The 16,853-nt window shown below is 62.0% G+C and carries 12 protein-coding genes; 1 reads left to right on the forward strand and 11 read right to left on the reverse strand.

The features are described 5' to 3' along the window. From PGW49_RS07870 to PGW49_RS07900, 7 genes are all read right to left on the reverse strand, one after another. Positions 1 to 1,044 (reverse strand): DHH family phosphoesterase, encoded by a 1,044-nt coding sequence (locus PGW49_RS07870; RefSeq protein WP_161145269.1) that lies wholly within the window; start codon positions 1,042 to 1,044, stop codon positions 1 to 3. Then, positions 1,037 to 1,447, reverse strand: a complete 411-nt coding sequence (gene rbfA / locus PGW49_RS07875; protein WP_195245816.1) for a 30S ribosome-binding factor RbfA — start codon at positions 1,445 to 1,447, stop codon at positions 1,037 to 1,039. Before rbfA ends, PGW49_RS07870 begins: the two co-directional genes overlap by 8 nt. A gap of 12 nt (positions 1,448 to 1,459) precedes the next feature. Further along, on the reverse strand, positions 1,460 to 4,174 hold the full coding sequence (gene infB / locus PGW49_RS07880) for a translation initiation factor IF-2 (RefSeq protein WP_270226180.1): 2,715 nt from the start codon (positions 4,172 to 4,174) through the stop codon (positions 1,460 to 1,462). Positions 4,175 to 4,265: 91 nt separating this feature from the next. After that, entirely contained in the window at positions 4,266 to 5,513 is a 1,248-nt protein-coding gene (nusA, locus tag PGW49_RS07885) for a transcription termination factor NusA (RefSeq protein ID WP_022094169.1), read from the reverse strand. A 1-nt stretch (position 5,514) separates the two neighbouring features. Continuing rightward, on the reverse strand, positions 5,515 to 6,009 hold the full coding sequence (locus PGW49_RS07890) for a ribosome maturation factor RimP (protein WP_270226181.1): 495 nt from the start codon (positions 6,007 to 6,009) through the stop codon (positions 5,515 to 5,517). Positions 6,010 to 6,267: 258 nt separating this feature from the next. Beyond that, positions 6,268 to 8,844: a leucine--tRNA ligase gene (gene leuS / locus PGW49_RS07895; protein ID WP_270226182.1), complete on the reverse strand. Its 2,577-nt coding sequence runs from the start codon at positions 8,842 to 8,844 to the stop codon at positions 6,268 to 6,270. A 260-nt stretch (positions 8,845 to 9,104) separates the two neighbouring features. After that, positions 9,105 to 10,616 (reverse strand): IMP dehydrogenase, encoded by a 1,512-nt coding sequence (locus tag PGW49_RS07900; RefSeq protein ID WP_006234046.1) that lies wholly within the window; start codon positions 10,614 to 10,616, stop codon positions 9,105 to 9,107. 193 nt (positions 10,617 to 10,809) lie between these two features. Between PGW49_RS07900 and PGW49_RS07905 the strand changes: the two genes are divergently transcribed. Then, the gene (locus PGW49_RS07905; RefSeq protein ID WP_270226183.1) at positions 10,810 to 11,157 is read left to right on the forward strand and encodes a winged helix-turn-helix domain-containing protein; all 348 of its coding nucleotides are present in this window, start codon (positions 10,810 to 10,812) and stop codon (positions 11,155 to 11,157) included. A gap of 225 nt (positions 11,158 to 11,382) precedes the next feature. On the opposite strand, the gene PGW49_RS07910 is transcribed toward PGW49_RS07905, so the two are convergent. From PGW49_RS07910 to PGW49_RS07925, 4 genes are all read right to left on the reverse strand, one after another. Further along, positions 11,383 to 12,375 (reverse strand): PLP-dependent transferase, encoded by a 993-nt coding sequence (locus tag PGW49_RS07910; RefSeq protein WP_270226184.1) that lies wholly within the window; start codon positions 12,373 to 12,375, stop codon positions 11,383 to 11,385. Positions 12,376 to 12,471: 96 nt separating this feature from the next. Then, positions 12,472 to 14,013, reverse strand: coding sequence for a glycoside hydrolase family 32 protein (locus PGW49_RS07915; protein ID WP_270226185.1), 1,542 nt, complete (start codon positions 14,011 to 14,013; stop codon positions 12,472 to 12,474). A 106-nt stretch (positions 14,014 to 14,119) separates the two neighbouring features. Then, positions 14,120 to 15,520, reverse strand: coding sequence for a PTS transporter subunit EIIC (locus PGW49_RS07920; RefSeq protein WP_270226186.1), 1,401 nt, complete (start codon positions 15,518 to 15,520; stop codon positions 14,120 to 14,122). Between the two features lie 184 nt (positions 15,521 to 15,704). After that, positions 15,705 to 16,676 carry a LacI family DNA-binding transcriptional regulator gene (locus PGW49_RS07925; protein WP_270226187.1) on the reverse strand — a complete coding sequence of 324 codons (972 nt, stop codon included), beginning with the start codon at positions 16,674 to 16,676 and terminating at the stop codon, positions 15,705 to 15,707. Positions 16,677 to 16,853: the final 177 nt, after the last annotated feature.

Below are 16,853 nucleotides of genomic sequence, written 5' to 3' on the forward strand. Positions count from 1 at the left end.
TTAGAGCTCGACGGTCACCGAAGCGGGATCCTCCCCCACCAGCTCGGCCAGCATGGGAAGTGCCACGGCGAGCGTCTCGCGAATCGTTCCGTTGTTGGAAAAGCCGGCGGCGGCATGATGCCCGCCACCGCCAAAGTTGGCAGCGATCTCGGACACATCGAGGTCACCCTTGGAGCGCAGGTTGCCGCGCACCTTGGTATCGCCCTCGATGCCCTTTAGGAACAGGCAGACCTCAACGCCCATCACCGAACGCACCACATCGACCAGACCGTCGCACTCATCCGAAGTGACGCCGCAGGCCTCGAGGTCGCTCTGGTACGCATAACTATATGCCACACGACCGTGCGCCACGGTCTTGATACGACCCATAACGATGGACTTGAGATGCAAGAACTCTACGCGCATGCTCTGGTAGACCTCGAGCGCGACGCGCGCCGGATCGGCACCGTGCGCGACCAGGCGCGAGGCGGCATGGAACGCAGCAGCATCGGCGTTTTGGTACTGAAAACGACCGGTATCGGTCACCAGGCCGCACAGCAGGCAGGTCGCGACACCGTTGCGAGCCACAATGCCGCAATTGTCTAAAAAGCGGTCGATGATCATGGCGCAGGCCGCGGCGCCGACGCACCTCAGGCTCAGCTCGGCAAATTCCTCACGCGCCGGATGGTGATCGAAGCACACCACATGAGACGAGCGGCGGAGCACCTCAGCGGAGTTGTTCAGACGCTCGACGACCGGCACGTCCACCGAGATGAAAAGGTCCGGATTGCCGGTATACGCAGATGCGGGCACCAGACGGTCGGCGCCCTCCATAAAGCGGTAGATGCGCGGAACCGGGTCATCGTCTGCCAGCAGCAGGGCAATGTCCTTGTTGGGGAAAAACTTCATAAGCGATAAGCCCAGACCCAGCACGGAGCCCAGGGCGTCACCATCGGGAGACGTATGTCCCGAAATCGCAATGGAGGACGCACCCTCGATGAGCTCGAGGATGCGTCGCTGAATATCTGCAGACTCGCACGATGCGAGGTCGGCGGAATTACTCATCTAAAGCTGCCTCCTGGGCGGCATCCGCTATGGGATAGCCGTCCTCGTCCTTTTCGATCGCAAGCGTGGCGGGAACGTTTTCCAGCGCGCGCGTGATGCGCTCGGCCTCATCGGTCGAGCGATCGATGCGAAAATCGAGCTCGGGCGTGACGCGCCAATCGAGCGAGCGGGCCAACAGGCTACGAATGCGGCCCTTGGCGCTGGCGAGCGCCTCCATGACCTCCTCGTAGCGGCTCGCGTCGCACGACACGTACACGCGCGCGAACGAACGGTCCACCGCGACCTCGACCGCGGTCAAGGTGACCAGGTCGAGACGCGGATCGGAAACCTCAAAGAGCAGGATATAACCGAGCTTCTCGCGAAGCTGCTCGCCCAGACGGCGGGTTGCCTGCGTTTGCTTCATAGCGCTACCCCCCTACTCGGTACGGGCAACCTGGTCGATGCGGTAGCCCTCAATGGTGTCGCCAGGCTTGATGTCCTGGAAGTTCTCCAGGCCAATACCGCCCTCGGAGCCGCTCTTGAGGCTCTTGGCCTCGTCCTTGTAGTGGCGCATCGAGGCGATTTTACCGTTGAAGACCACGATGCCGTCGCGCACCAGGCGCACAGAATCGGTCGCGGCGATCTCGCCCTCTTCGACGCGGACACCGGCGGCGATGCCGACCTTGGGCACCTTGAAGGTGTCCAGAACGGTCGCAGTACCCGTGGAGACCTCGACCTCGGTGGGCTTGAGCATACCGATGCGAGCAGCGTCGAGGTCCTCGAGGCACTTGTAGATGACGTCGTAGCAACGGATCTCGACGCCCTCGCGCTCGGCAGCGGAGCGGGCCTTGCCGTCGGGACGGACGCCAAAGCCGATGATGATGGCGTTGGAGGCGTCGGCCAGGACGACGTCGGTCTCGTTGATGGCACCAACGGCGGAGTGGATCGTGTTGATACGCACCTCGGACTGATCCATCTTGTCGAGAGAGTCCTGAAGGGCCTCGATGGAGCCCTGGACGTCGGCCTTGATGATCAGGTTGAGCTCCTTGACCTCGGCGTCGGCGATGGTCTCGAAGAGGTTCTCGAGCGTCACGTGCTTCACGCGGCTCTGCTCCTCGATACGGGCCTTGAGCGAACGCTCGTCGGCCAGCGCACGCGCCTCGCGCTCGTCCTCGAACACGCGGAACTCATCGCCGGCGTTGGGGACGGACTGCAGGCCCAAGATCTCGACGGCGTCGGAGGGACCGGCCTCGGTGACGGCGTTGCCCTTGGGGTCGAGCATGGCACGGACGCGGCCATAGGTGAGGCCGGCGACCAGCGTGTCGCCCACGCGCAGGGTACCGCGGGTCACGAGCACGGTGGCAACCGAGCCGCGGCCCTTGTCGAGCTTAGCCTCGAGGACGTTGCCCGATGCGAACGTATCGGGGTTGGCCTTGAGCTCGAGCACGTCGGCCTGGAGCAGCACGGTCTCGAGCAGGTCGTCGATACCGATCTTCTGCTTGGCCGAGATGTTGACGAACATGTTCTGTCCGCCCCACTCCTCGGGGATGATGCCGTACTCGGTGAGTTCCTGGCGCACGCGGTCGGGGTTGGCACCCGGCTTATCGATCTTGTTGACGGCGACGACGATGGGAACGCCGGCGGCCTTGGCGTGGTTGATCGACTCGATGGTCTGGGGCATGACGCCGTCATCGGCGGCCACGATCAAAATGACGATATCGGTCACCTTGGCGCCGCGGGCACGCATGGCCGTAAAGGTGGCGTGACCGGGGGTATCGATGAAGGTGATCTTGCGGTCGTTGATCATGACCTGCGAAGCGCCGATGGCCTGGGTAATGCCGCCCGCCTCGCCGGCAGCGACGCCGGTGTGACGGATGGCATCGAGGAGGCTCGTCTTGCCGTGGTCGACGTGGCCCATGACGGTGACGACCGGGGCACGCGGCTTAAGGTCGGCGGGATCGTCGTAGAACGAGAAGGTGTTCTCCTCCTCGGGGGTAATGATCTTGATCTGGCGGCCCAGGTCGTCGGCAACGAGCTCGACGAGGTCGTCGGACATGGACTGCGTCATGGTAAGCGGCGTGCCCAGCAGGAACAGGCGCTTGATGATGTCGTTGGCAGGAACGTCGAGCGCCTCGGCGAGCTCCTGGACGGTAACGCCCTGGGAGACCTTGATGGCGTCGAGGTCCTCGGGGTTCACGCCCTGGGCCAGCGCCTCCTCAATCTTGCGCTCCTCCTGAGCCTTAGCGGCCTCGCGCTGGCGCTTCTCCTTGCGCTTTTTGCGGCGACCAGTGGACTCACGAGAGGCCTCCTCGACGGCGGCACGAGCCTCCTCGAGCACCTTCTCGCGGCTGTACTCCTCGGCCTCGCGAGCCATGCGGCTGTAGTGGTCCTCTTCGTTGTTGTGACCGCCCTTGCGCTTCTTGCCCTTGCCCTGCTTGTCGGGGTTGGGGAAGTCCATGCCGGCAGCGACGTTGTTGCTGGCATTAGTGCGATGGCTGTGGGGACGGTTCTCGGAGGCATTGCGCTCGGAGTTGTTGTCGGAGGCGTTGCGATCGTTGCGACGGCCACCGCGACGGTCGTTGTTGCCGCCACGACGGTTGCCGCGCTCGGCAGCGCGCTCGGCCTTGGCCTTCTCCTCGGCGTCTTTCTTCTCCTTGAGCACAGTCTCCTGCGCGGCGATCTGGTCGAGCAGAGAGCGGAAACGCGAACCGGAATCGGAAGCGGGAACGGCGCGGCGCTGGGCCTCGCGGGCAGCCTCCTCCTTCTCGCGGGCAAGGCGCTCCTGCTCGGCCTTCTTCTTAGCCTCGGCCTCGGCGCGGGCGGCCTCCTCGGCAGCCTGGGCGGCGGCGAACTGGCGGCGCTCCTCCTCGCGTGCCTTCTCGGCGGCGATGCGCTCGCGCTCTGCCTCGGCAGCGCGTGCTGCCTCCTCGGCGGCAGCGGCCTGCTCCTCGGCCTGTTTAGCGGCCTCGACTTCCTGGGCGCGGGCCTCGATCACCGAGGCGAGCTGCTTGCGGACCATAGCGACGTAAGCGTCCTCCAGAGCGGAAGAAGCGGACTTAGCGGGAATCTTCATTTCGGCGAGATGACCCATCAGTTCCTTGGAGGTCATGCCGAACTCTTTGGCCAGGGTGGACACACGGACTTTTGCCATATGACTTCACCTACCCTTTCTGGCACCTTGGGTGCCTAGAGACTGAACGAGCGTGGGATATGCGCTGGGACCCGCCCGGCGCGACCGCGCGCTAGATCAGGTCCTCCGCATCATCGAAGGCGTCGGTATCGTGGACACCGCAGAAACGGGAGCCGGGACGGGCCTGGTTGCGGCACTGGATGCCGTCCTCGGACACGAACTCGCAGCGACGGACGTCCTCGTCCTCCTCGTCACCGATCAGGTCGGCGGCGGGCTCCTCGTGAACGGGAACATTCTTGAGGATGTCGGCGGCAAGGGTCTCGGACTTAATGTCGATGTGCCAGCCGGTCAGGCGCGCGGCGAGGCGGGCGTTCTGGCCCTCCTTGCCGATGGCGAGCGAAAGCTGGTCGTCGGGCACGATAACGCCGGCGTAGGCCTTCTCCTCGTCGATGAGGACGCGGGTGACCTTAGCGGGCGAAAGGGCGTTGGCAACGTAGACGGCAGGATCGGCATCCCACAGGATGACGTCGACGCGCTCGCCACGGAGCTCGCCCACGACAGCGCGAACACGGCTGCCCTTGGGGCCGACGCAGGCGCCCACGGGATCCAGACGGTCGTCGAGCGAGTGGACGGCGACCTTGGAGCGCTGGCCGGGCTCGCGGGCGATCGACTTGATCTGGACGGTGCCCTCATAGATCTCGGGCACCTCCTGCTCAAACAGACGACGCATGAGCTCGGGGTGGGTACGGGAGATGACAATCGGCGGACGGCTGTGCTCGCCACGAACCGGCTGCAGGTTGGAGTTGGGGTCGCGAACGTCGATGATCACGGCCTTGATGTGCTGGTTGTGCAGGTAGCGCTCGCCCATCGGACGCTCGTTGCGCTCGTTCTCGTAACGGCGCTGGTCGAAGTGCGGCAGCTCGGCCTCGACGCCCTCGCGGATCTTGACAATCGTGAAGTCGGGTGTGGACTGCAGCACGGTACCGCTGATGAGGTCACCGATGCGGCCGGAGAACTCCTCGTAGATCTGCTCGCGGGCGGAGTTGCGCACGATGGCGTTGATCTCGGCCTTGGCGTGCTGGGCAGCGATGCGGCTCGTGTTCTTGGGGGTGACGTCAATCTCCTCGAACTCGGTGAAGTTGCCCTCCTCGTCCATGGAATCGTCGATCGGCTCCAAGCGGTAGACGTAGATCTTGCCGGTGGTGCGGTCGATGGTTACCTTGGCGCCCCACTCAAGATGCAGGATCTCGGCATAGCTCTTGGCGAGCGACTGCTCCAGGCGGTCGATCAGGTAGAGCTGGTCGATGTGCTTCTCCTGGCAAAGCTCCATCAGGGCGGACATCATGTCGGATGCTGCCATCTTACTTTCCTTCCTTCGCGGGCTTGAAGTCGTAGGTGGGCTTCAACTTGCACTTTTTAACATCAGAGAAATCGAGGGTGACGGACTCGCCGTCCTCGAGCTCGAGGGTCACGTTCGTCTCGGTGGCGGAGGCAATCTTGCCGGCGTACTTGCGACGGCCCTCGGTGGCGGTGGAGGTGAGCTCGCAGTTCTCGCCCACAAAGCGGGTAAAGTCGCACGGGCGGCGCAGCGGGCGCGCCATACCCGGGCTCGACACCTCGAGCGTATAGCTCGAAGAGATGGGGTCGAGCTCCTCAATCACATCGCCGACCCACTTGGTGTTGGCCGTGACGTCGTTGAGCGAAAGGCTCTGACCCTCGGCACCCTCGATACGCACGCGCACGCAGGGGGCCTTGGTGGCACCCACGAGCTCGACGTCGACGATGTCGACATCGTGCTGGGGAGCGACGGCCTCGAGCGCGTCGATGATCGCCTGCTCGGTCTTGGTCTTGACCATTGCGGCACCTCCATCCATACAAAAAAGAAGCGGGGCCGAAACCCCACTTCTTTCAATTACAACTTCATTTGCAAGCAAACTATACCAATAGCTGCGGAAACGTGCAAGCACAGTACGAATCTGCAGGTCAGCGTGCGCACAGCTTCTCCACAAGAATAGGACAATTGACCGAAGACACCATGGCAGGTACATGCAAAACGAGGGACGGCCCAAACGGACCGTCCCTCGTTTATTGCATGTCAGCTTTGCGCGCAGCGCTTACTTGACCACCAGGTTGACCAGCTTGCCGGGCACGCAGATGGCCTTGACGACCGTCTTGCCCTCGAGCCACTTGGCGACGGCGGGCTCGGCGGCAGCCTGCATCTCCTCGTTGGAGGCATCGCGGGCAACGTCGACGCGGCCGCGGACCTTGCCGAGCACCTGGACCACGATCTGCACCGTGTCCTCAACGGACTCGGCCAGGTCGAACTCGGGCCAGGCGGCGGTGTAGGCGTTGCCCTCGCAGCCGAGGGCCTCGTGCCACAGCTCGTCGGCCCAGAACGGGCAGATGGGGGCAAGGACGCTCACGATATCCTTAGCCACGCCGTAGCACAGCGCCTTGTCGCGGGCGGTACCCTCGGTGGCGTTGAGGTAGGCGCTCGCCGCGTTGACGAGCTCCATGACGGCCGAGATCGCGGTGTTGAACTGGCCGCGATCGAAGTCCTCGGTGCACTTGGCGATGGTGCGGTGACGCTCGCGATAGAGCTTCATCGCAACCTCGTCGAGCGCGGACTTGTCGAAGGCCACGTTGGCGTCACCGGACTGGACGAGCTGCCAAACGATACGCCAGGCGCGCTTGATGAAGCGGTTGGCGCCCTCAACGGCCTTGGGATCCCAGTCGAAGTCCTTCTCGGGCGGAGCGATAAACAGGATCGCCAAACGCATGGTGTCGGCGCCGTAGGGCTCGATGACCGAGCTCGGGGGCACGACATTGCCCTTGGACTTGGACATGGTGTCGCCGTTCTCGTCCTTGACCATGCCCTGGCACAGCAGGTTGGTGAAGGGCTCGTCCACGCTCAGCAGGCCCAGGTCGCGCAGCGCCTTGGTAAAGAAGCGACTGTAGAGCAGGTGCAGAATGGCGTGCTCGATGCCGCCAATGTAGTTATCGACGGGCATCCAACGGTCGGCGGCCTCTCGGGAGAAGGGCAGCTTGGTGTTGTGCGGATCGGTATAGCGCAGGTAATACCAGCTGGAGCAGGTGAAGGTGTCCATGGTATCGGTCTCACGCTTGGCCGGGCGGCCGCACACCGGGCAGGTGGTCTCGTAGAACTCCTTGCACTCGGCAAGGGTCTCGCCGGCGCCCAGGTCAAGGTTCTCGGGCAGCGTCACCGGCAGCTGATCCTCGGGCACGGGCACGATGCCGCAGTGCTCGCAGTGGATGGCCGGGATGGGGTTGCCCCAATAGCGCTGGCGGCTGATGAGCCAGTCGCGCAGACGAAACTCGACCTTGCGACGACCACAGCCCATGGCCTCGAGGTCGGCCACGATTGCAGCCTCGCCCTCGGAGTGCTTACCACCGCGCATGCCGGTGTACTTGCCGGACTGGACGAGGGTGCCCTCGGCAGCGTGAGCGCAATCCCAGTCGACGGTCTCGGCATGGAAGGTATCGATGGTCTCGCCGCTGGCCTCGACGGCAGCGCGATCGTCATCGTCTAGGATGATCGGCACGATCGGCAGGTCGTACTTACGGGCAAACTCAAAGTCGCGCTGGTCGCCACAGGGAACGGCCATGACGGCACCGGTACCGTAGTCGGCGACGACATAATCGGCAACCCACACGGGGACCTTCTCGCCGTTGACGGGGTTTACCACATAGCGGCCCGTAAAGGCACCGTGCTTCTCGAGGGTGCCCTGGGCACGCTCGACGGCAGAGATATGCTTGGAGTCCTCGACGATCTTGGTGACGGCCTCCTCGTACTCCGTGCCCTCGACGAGCTCATGCAGGCCGGCGTACTCGGGAGCCAGGACAAAGAAGGAGACGCCAAAAAGGGTGTCGGCACGCGTGGTAAAGACGGTGATCTTGCCCTCATCGCCCTCGATGGGCTCGCCATCCTGGTCGCACAGGGTAAAGTCGACCTCGGCGCCCTCGGAGCGACCGATCCAGTTGGCCTGCATCTGCTTAACGCGCTCGGGCCAGCCGGGGAGCTTCTCCAGGTCGTCGAGCAGCTCCTGAGAGTACTCGGTAATCTTGTAGTACCACTGCTCAAGGTCGCGCTTCTCAGGCTCGGTGCCGCAGCGCCAGCACTTGCCCTCGGTAACCTGCTCGTTAGCCAGAACGGTCTTGCAGGTGGGGCACCAGTTGACCGGGTTCTTCTTGCGGTAGACCAGGCCCTTTTCCCACATCTTCTCAAAGATCCACTGGCCCCAGCGGTAATAATCGGGGCTGCAGGTCTTGACCATGCGATCCAGATCGTAGGAGAAGCCCATGCGCTTCATCGTGGCGAGCGCCTGGTCCATGTTCTTATACGTCCAGGCGGCAGCCTGCGTGTTGTGCTTGATGGCGGCGTTCTCGGCAGGCAGGCCAAAGGCGTCAAAGCCGATGGGGTGCAGCACGTCAAAGCCGCGCATGCGGGCCTGACGGGCCATGGCATCGCCGATGGTATAGTTGCGCGCGTGGCCCATGTGCAGGTCGCCCGACGGATACGGGAACATCTCGAGCACATACTTTTTGGGCTTGCTGTCGTCGGTGTCGACGGCAAAGAGGTTGGAGTCCTCCCAGGCCTTCATCCACTTGGACTCAATGGCCTGCGCGTCGTAGGCAGGGATCTCGTCCTTATGATCTGTGCAATCGCACATATCAGCTCCTTTAATCTTAGCTGGGGTCGGTCGGCTTAGCTTTATTCGCTACTGCGGACAGTCCTGCGCAAGACGAAGAGCACATTTAGTGCTCTTCTTTGCGTGCGGAACTTGTAGCGAACAAAGCTAAGCCGCCCGACCCTAAGGTTGACTCGACTGATAATAGCAAATACAACAAGCGAGATGCCTGCGACTTGCAGGCATCTCGCTTTATCTAAATAACGTGGTTGATGCTCAACCTTTGATATGCAGCTCTTACCTTATCGATAGGAAACGCTCTGCTGGGAGTCCTTGACGACAACGTCGTGGGCGCCGCCTTCGACGATCGAGGTCGAGCTCACCAGGGTCAGGCGTGCCTTTTCCTGGAGCTCGGGGATCGAGAGGGCACCACAGTTGCACATCGTGGACTTGACCTTGTAGAGCGTGCCGCCCACGCCGTCCTTGAGGGAGCCGGCATAGGGAACGTAGGAGTCGACGCCCTCGACGAAGCTGAGCTTCGCGGCACCACCCAGGTCGTAGCGCTGCCAGTTGCGGGCACGCGCAGAACCCTCGCCCCAGTATTCCTTCATGTACTGACCGTTCACATTGACGCGCTCGGTCGGGCTCTCGTCGAAGCGGGCGAAGTAGCGGCCTAGCATCATAAAGTCGGCACCCATGGCAAGGGCGAGCGTCATGTGGTAGTCGTAGACGATGCCACCGTCGGAGCACACGGGCACGTAGACGCCGGTCTCCTCGTAGTACTCGTCACGGGCGCGGCAGACGTCGATCAGCGCGGTGGCCTGGCCACGACCGATGCCCTTGGTCTCGCGGGTGATGCAGATGGAACCACCGCCGATACCGACCTTGATGAAGTCGGCACCGCAGTCGGCCAGGAAGCGGAAGCCCTCGGCGTCGACAACGTTACCGGCACCGACCTTGACGTCCTCGCCGTAGTTGGCGCGGATCCACTCGATGGTGCGCTTCTGCCACTCGCTGAAGCCCTCGGAGGAGTCGATGCACAGGACATCGGCACCGGCCTCGATGAGCAGCGGCACGCGCTCGGCATAGTCGCGGGTGTTGATACCGGCGCCGACCATGTAGCGCTTGTCGTTATCGAGCAGCTCGTTGGGGTTAGTCTTGTGACTGTCGTAGTCCTTGCGGAACACAATGCCCATGAGGTGATCGTTATCGTCGACGATGGGCAGGGCGTTGAGCTTGTTGTCCCAGATAACGTCGTTGGCAACCTTGAGGCTGATGTTCTTGTCACCCACGATGAGCTGCTCACGCGGGGTCATGAACTCGGAGACCTTCGTCTGGTGGTCATCGCGGCTGGGGCGATAGTCACGGCTGGTGACGATGCCCAGGAGCTTACCCTTGGGAGTGCCGTCGTCGGTGACCGGCATAGTGGAGTGACCGGTCTTCTCCTTGAGCTCGATGACCTGCTCCATGGTCATGTCGGGGGTCAGCGTGGAATCGGACTGAACGAAACCGGCCTTGTGATCCTTGACGGCCTTGACCATAGCGGCCTCGGACTCGGCGCTCTGGGAACCGTAAATGAAGGACAGGCCACCCTCGGTAGCGAGCGCGACACCCATATCGACGCCCGAGACGGACTGCATGATGGCGGAAACCATGGGGATGTTCAGGGTGATTGCCGGCTTCTCACCGCGCTTAAAGCGGGTTAGCGGCGTCTTAAGAGAGACGTTGTTGGGGATGCACTGCGAGGACGAGTAACCAGGGACCAGCAGATACTCCGAAAACGTGTGGGACTCACCGGGAAAGAACGTAGCCATGTTTCTCCTTTTTCCATGCGACCGGTCGGCTGCAGGCCTCGTAGGACCCAGCCCAACCTTGGGCGCCCAATACTGGGGAAGTATCTTAACGCACTTTGACTGCTACAATGCATGATTTAAGAAGAGCACACGAGGGTTTGACGCAGGCTTTGCGTTTGCCCAGCAAACACTTTAGCGGGGAGACGTGGAGCACATGGAGTACAAGACGACGGCAAAGCTGGTCATTCAAGCGTGCGACAAGGATCTGCCGGGCGTGTTCGGCCACGGCTGCGTCCTGCTGCTGCAGGGGATTGCCCGCGAGCACTCGCTCAACCGTGCCGCCAAGAGCATGGGCATGGCATATTCCAAGGCCTGGCGCATCGTAAACGAGGCCGAAGGTCAGCTGGGCTGCAAGCTCATCGAGCGCGACGGCGCCCGCGGATCCACCCTCACCCCCGCCGGCGAGCGAGCCATCGCGGTCTACGAGGAACTGCAGGCCGACATCAACAACATCATCGCCAACAAAGCAAGCGACCTCATCGCCAGCATCAACGCAGGGTAGTCCTTTTGGGGCTGAATTGTTGTCCTCCGCGCCCTCGGATTAAGGCTCGCGCCACAAAAAGGGTCCATCTACTACGTTTAGCTGAATACCCTCGACCATACCGGAAATTATGAAATTAAAACCGCTGGTAGACAGCTTGGTAATTTTCAAAATAGGCGGGTATGGTCGACCCTTATTGCTTAAACGTAGTAAATAGGCCGTTTTCGAGACACAGACCCCGATTAGTTACTTGCGAAGGGCGTTATCGAGGGTGGCAGCCACCTGCAGGGGGTCGTCGGTGCCGGCGAAGAGATGGATGGCGCTCCCCTGCTTGCCACGTGGGGCTGAAAGACGCGTCGTTGCGCCGCCGGCGGGCGATGTGCGAAACTCCCCCGGCAAAGTATCGAACAGGTCATCCGCACTGCGCTCGATAAGGTCAAACTCAACTGCCGGACCAAAGCCGTGCTCGAGGATTCCCGTTGCAACCGCATGGTCGGGATGCGAGCTCAGCCCGGGATAGCGCACGTTGCGCACCATCTCATTCGCAGCCAAGTACTCGGCCAGCGCACGGGCGTGGTCGAAATGCGCCTGCATGCGGGTATCGAGCGAGTCCAGCCCGCGCTCCAGCACACCGGCCTCGCCAGCAGGCAAATCAAGCTTAGCCAAGCCACGGCCCTCAAGCAGAGCATGCGCGCACGCAGCCGCGGCATCCATACGATGGCGCTTGAGCTGCGAGCGCGCCATCGAAGCGGCAACGAGCTTGCGCGGAGCCTTACCAGCGCACACACGGTCGAGCGCCTCAAGTGACAGCACGGCACCCAGCCGCAGCGGATTGCAGCCAAAAGCCGACGCCACGGTGTTGTCCACAACCAGCAGCGCGTGGGCCTCACGAGCCGCGCGGCCCAGAGCACGAAGTTCGGGCACACGAAGACCAAACCCGCCGATAGAGTTGACGAACCACCACAGATGCGGTCCCTCGGCATCAAACGAAGCATCAAAATCCTCGGACGCGGCAGTAAACGCCGCAACCGACGGCGGGTCCACAAGCACAACATCACAGCCTACAAAGCCGTGCGCAAACGCATCGGCAAAGTCATCCGCAAAGGCCACCAAGCGGTCACCGGGACGCACAATCCCCAACAGCGACAGCGCTGCCGGAACATGCGGGGCCGCAACAAGACGCGCCTCCCGCGCGCCGGCCCTCAAAGCCCAGGTCTCTTCTAGCTGTTGCACGTCCACGCGGCACCATCCCTTCAGAAACAAAAACCCACGATGCGGATGTTCCCCGCATCGTGGGCAACGGCAGCAGTATAGCGCCGATATGCGACGACTCGCCTAGATGATGAGCGTGTGATAGTTCACGCTCGCACCCGGAGAGTCAACGGTCACGCCATAGGCCTCGGGATAGATGCGCGTTGAAAACACAAGCGCACCATCATTCACAAACACCTCGACCGACGAAACATCGCCAACAATGCGCACATTACGAACCTCATCGACGGGCTCCCAACGCACGGTACGACCGCAGCCGGCAGAAGCGCGGCTCTCATCGGTAAATCGCATCTCAAAGCGCGAGGGCAGTTCGCCCTCTGTGGGCACATACGCCAGCCTAAGCTCGCCATCAACGGTTGCGGTAAACGCGCCGTCGACACCGTCGGCAACAACGTCAAAGCAGGTATCGCCGGCAACCTCCAACGAGCCCTCCCCTACACGCACCGAGGCATAATGGTGCTCAATCTCGCGCGCCGGCTGCTGCAGCACCACGCCGGCGTCACCGGCCGTAAGCTCGCGCGGCACCGTCATGCAGTGCTGCCAGCCGCACACCACAGTGGGGTCGTTGCCATAGGTCGGCTCATCGGGCATGCCCATCCAGCCGATCAGGATGTGGCGACCGTCCTCGGCCGTGAACTCCTGCGGAGCATAGAAGTCAAAACCGGCATCCCACAGGCGGAACTCGCCCAGCTCATAAGCGTCATTGCCACCCGTAATGTCGCCCGTTACAGGCATGTAGCCCGCGGCGTACACATTGCCGCGGTCCCAACGACCGCCCTCAAGCCCCTGCGGCGAGAACGAGAGATACTTAGCCTGTGCACCGCTGTCCGACGCGAACTCGATATACCCCGGGCATTCCCACATAAAGCCAAAACGCTCGGGCGTAGACACACGGCTCTCGAGCTCCCAGCTCAGCATATCGGCCGAGCCATACACCAAGATCTCGCCCACATCGCGACCGGCGCCCTCGCCGTGCATAGCGCAAAATCGACTATCGACATGCGGCCCATCCACGCGACGACGCGCGCCCAGCACCATGTGATAACGCCCGTCCGCGTCACGCCACACCTTGGGATCGCGCACGTGGCAGGTCAAATCCTCGGGATAATCATCGGACGCCAGCACCACGCGCTTTTGGCTGAACTCCCGACCGGCAAGGCCATCAACGCTCTCCACATAGACGGTATCGGCGCGGCGGCCAGTATTGACGTAGTCGTACGTATCGTCAGCATCGGAAAGCTTAACGTTGCCCGTATAGAGCACGCGAATGCAACCGTCTTCGGCAAGCGCGGAGCCCGAATACACACCATGGCAATCGAACGGCTCGTCGGGCAGCAGTGGGGCGCCAACGTAATCCCACGTCATAAGATCGCGACTCGTCGCATGGCCCCAGACCTTAACGCCGCCCTCGACATCAAACGGCGCATACTGAAAATAGGCATGGAACACGCCGCCTGCCTGGCAAAGACCGTTGGGGTCGTTGAGCCAGCCCGCCGGCGGCATAATATGGAAGCGCTGGCCATACGCGCCATGGCCGCACTCAGAGGCGGCAGCGTCAACAGCGGCGACCAGCTTTGCAAGGTCGCGGCCAAGTGCATTAGACATATCAAAGTCCTAACGGATCGAAAGTAACAAGGCGCCAGAGATCGACACCAGATACGGGAAACGCCCGCGAGCATACAACCCGCGGGCACCCTTCAATCAAAAGCTCTTAGGCCTGCTCGGAAGCCTTGGGCTCGTCCTTGTACAGGACAAACGAGACGCCAAAGGAAACCAGCGCGGCGACCGCAAACATGATCGCGTACTGCACGGGCTGGGCCAGGCACAGCAGGATACCGAAGATACCCGTAACGCCCGTACCGGAAGCGGCAAGCGAGGTGAGCGCGCAGACCAGGGCGCCGCAACCGCCGCCGATGCAGCCGGCGATGAAGGGCTTAAAGAAGCGCAGGTTCACACCAAAGATGGCCGGCTCGGTAATACCCATGAAGGCGGACAGGGCCGAAGGAAGTGCCAAACCCTTGATCTTGGCATCGCGGGTCTTAAAGGCAACGGCAAGCGCGGCGCCACCCTGAGCGATGTTGGCAGCGCTGGCGATGGGCAGCCAGTAGGTCACACCGTACTGGGCGAGCTGACCCAGGTCGATGGCGGTGTACATCTGGTGGATACCGGTAACGACCGTGGGGGCATAGAACAGGCCGACGATAAAGGAACCGATGCCGAAGGGCAGGGTCAGCAGGGCCTGGATCAGACCGAGGATGGCGTTCTCGGCCCAGACAAAGATGGGGCCGACGGCAACGAGCGTCACGAGCACGGTCACGAACACCGAGACGAGCGGGGTCACAAAGAGGTCGAACATCTCGGGAACGATCTTGTGCAGGCGCTTCTCGAGGAAGGCCAGAATGGCGCAGGCGATAACGATGGGGATCACGTGGCCCTGATAGCCGACCCACTCAAAGCTGTACACGCCGGGGATGACGGTGACCATGGTCTGAACGCCCTCGGAGGCAACCGTGTAGGCGCTCTGCAGCGAGGAGTTGATGAACGCACCGCCGACGACAGCACCCAGGTACGGGTTGGCGCCAAAGGCCTTGGCGGCGGAGTAGCCGATCAGGATCTGCAGAATGCCAAAGGACGTTCCCGAGACCAGGTCGGCGATCTTATAGATAAAGTTATTGGTGTCGAGCGCGATAAAGCCGTTGGAGGCCATAAAGTTGAGGGCGCTCATAATGCCCAGCAGCAGGCCCGAAGCCACGATGGCAGGGATGATAGGGACAAAGACGTCGCCGAGCACCTTAATGGCACGCATAAAGATGTTCTGCTGCTGCGCCGCGGCCTCCTTGACCTCGGCCTTGGTGGCAGCCTCGACGCCACTGAGCGCGATGAACTCCTCGTAGACCTTGTTGACGGTGCCGGTGCCAAAAATAATCTGCAGCTGGCCCTGGGCCTCAAAGACGTCCTTAGCGCCATCGACATTCTCGATGGCCTCCTTGTTAACCTTAGTGTTATCGGCAATCACCAGGCGCAGGCGAGTGGCGCAGTGCGCGGCCGAAACAACGTTGTCGGCGCCACCGATGTTGTCGAGCACCTCTTGGGCTGATTTGCGGTAGTCCATGACTTCCCTTTCCTCCAACGGGCGCATTTGCACCCGGCCATCTTTGACACTTACACTGTAATCGATTTCAGTTTCATATGTCTGCAATCGTTTTCATATAGCGGTAAACGGTAGGAAAAAGCCGGCGAATGGTAGTTTTACGGAAAAACCAGGCGACTCAGAGGCAGGCAGACGTGCCCAAGACCTAGACATTCATAAGCTGATGGCCGAGCTTGAGTGTCTTGAGACCGCTCTCCCCCTCCACGCCATCGAGCGTGTTGAGCAACATATTGGTCGCCTCGACGCCACTGGTCAGGTAGCCATAATGCACGGTGGGAATGCCGCCCGTCAGCGCGCGCAAAAACGCGTTGTCGCCAAAACCGCTCACGCGGTGTATGCCCTCGCCCATGCCGCGGACCTCATCGATAGCACGCAGCGCGCCCGCCGCCATGGTGTCGGTCGCGCAGGCGATAAACGAAACATCGGGAGTGACGGAAAGCAGTTCACGCGCCGCACCATAGCCCGAGTCGAGCGTAAACGAGCCCAAACGAATCAAGGCGGCATCGAGTGGGTTACCCGCGGCGCGCAAGCCGGCCTCAAAACCGCGACGGCGGTCATAACCGGCCGCGCGGTCCTCTTCGGTAACTCCAATATAGGCAATCTTGCCGTCCACGCGACCCGCAAGTGCATGGCCCAGCTCAAAGGCGGCCTCGTAATCGTCGTGATAGACGCACGCCGCGCCCTCAACATTCTGACCGATCAGCACGATGGGCACGCGGCACGATTCAATCGCCCGACGGTGCTCGTCGGTAATCATAGTTGCCACCAGCACAATGCCATCGACTGGGTGGTTTTGGAATAAATCGAGGTATTCGAGCTCACGATCGGCCGCGTTGTCAGTGTTAGCAAGCAGCATCTGGTAGCCACGGCGACCGAGCACCTGGCCAATCCCGGCGGTAATGCGGCTCACGGACTCCGAGTTGATCTTGGGCACGATGACGCCGATGAGCTTGGTGGAACCGGTGCGCAGCGCGCGAGCTTGGCTGGACCGCACGTATCCTGTCAGCTCAATCGCCTTCTTAATGCGCTCGGCCTTGTCCGCCGAGATATATCCACCGTTGAGGTAGCGCGAGACGGCGGCGCTCGAAACGCCGGCCAGCTCGGCCACATCTTTCATCTTTACCACGAGCACCCCTGACAACGAATTCACAAGCACCATGATAGCTGCCTTGCCAGCAAATTGAGTAAATAGAATTCCTGGTCGAGCAAACGTCAGACACTATGACCCAATCCGAGGGCACGGAAACGACAGGAGCCCCCGCTCGTGACCGCGGGTCGGGGCTGCGACAATGTT

The organism is Collinsella aerofaciens (assembly GCF_027679495.1).
Taxonomy (GTDB): Bacteria; Actinomycetota; Coriobacteriia; order Coriobacteriales; family Coriobacteriaceae; genus Collinsella; species Collinsella aerofaciens_AK.